The organism is Psychrobacter sp. GW64-MNA-CIBAN-0177 (genome assembly GCF_040309585.1).
GTDB classification, from domain to species: domain Bacteria; phylum Pseudomonadota; class Gammaproteobacteria; order Pseudomonadales; family Moraxellaceae; genus Psychrobacter; species Psychrobacter okhotskensis.
Genome location: NZ_JBEOOY010000088.1, coordinates 1 through 358, shown reverse-complemented (window position 1 = coordinate 358; position 358 = coordinate 1). Strand labels below are relative to the sequence as shown.

Sequence of the window (358 nt, the reverse complement as noted above, 5' to 3'; positions counted from 1 at the left end):
ATTTTTATGTCAGCTATTATCGCTTATTCCATCATTTTTAGATATATCGCTCTACGTGTCAGTACTTATTTACGGCTATTGAATAAAAGTCATATGATGCAATTTCAGGTAAAATAACACCTATGACTGCCCCTATAAACCCGACTCCCCGCAAAATTATCCATATAGATATGGATGCGTTTTATGCAAGCGTTGAACAGCGCGATTTCCCAGAACTGCGTGGTAAACCATTAGTCGTTGGTGGTGATCCCAGTGGTCGCGGTGTGGTCGCCGCTGCCAGTTATGAGGTGCGTAAGTTTGGTGTGCGCTCAGCGATGTCTTGCTATGAGGCGCGTAAACGCTGCCCTGACGTCATTTT

General features: G+C 44.4%; 1 pseudogene. It reads left to right on the top strand.

Features of this window, described 5'->3' with window-relative positions:
- Window positions 1–122: 122 nt before the first annotated feature.
- A pseudogene (locus tag AAEY79_RS14290) lies at window positions 123–358 on the top strand (DNA polymerase IV); the annotation flags it as partial.